The sequence below is a fragment of the Caballeronia sp. LjRoot34 genome, assembly GCF_964253815.1.
Taxonomy (GTDB): Bacteria; Pseudomonadota; Gammaproteobacteria; order Burkholderiales; family Burkholderiaceae; genus Caballeronia.
In genome coordinates this window covers 1-529 of sequence record NZ_CAXUSB020000032.1, presented here as the reverse complement: position 1 = coordinate 529, position 529 = coordinate 1, and the positions used below count along the sequence as shown (strand labels likewise).

The following is a 529-nucleotide window of genomic DNA, read 5'->3' as shown; positions in this document are numbered from 1 at the left end:
CAGCACCGGGACTGACAACGCGTGGGCTAGCTCAAAAAAGCGCTGCCTATGGTCATGTTTGAGGAAACTTGCGTCAACGATGACACTGTAGCCACCCTCGATAGCCTGGCTGGCCAGAGTGCGGAGCCTGGTGTAGTGAGCATCGATTGCGGCATGTGTGTAGGCGGTACGTGGCAGCGTTTTGCCCCCGGCGGCCTGAAGCGGCCGATTACGTTTGCGCTCGGCATCGCTTGAAATCTGCACCGCGCCGATGAACGGCGCCAGTTCTGCCGTTGCCACTGACTTGCCTGATCCTGAAAGGCCATGACATAGCAGAAGCGTTGCATGTTGCGGCTGGATTGCCTCGATCGCACAGTCGAGGTAGCGACGGGCACGCTGCGCCAATGGGTCGCCGCGTGCCTTCAGGGTTTCGACCAAGGTTCTCACCAGCGCGCGATACACCACATAAAGCCGCAGGACGCGTAGCCCTGAAAAGTCGCCAGTCAAAAATAGCCATCGGTTCAGGAAACGGGCTGCCAGGTCGGGCCGA

Annotated in this window: 1 protein-coding gene; it reads right to left on the bottom strand. The window is 59.7% G+C overall.

What is annotated here, in order from left to right; all coding sequences use genetic code 11:
* The coding region (locus ACSQ36_RS47020) for an AAA family ATPase (RefSeq protein ID WP_436187637.1) at positions 1–529 on the bottom strand (529 nt) is incomplete at both ends.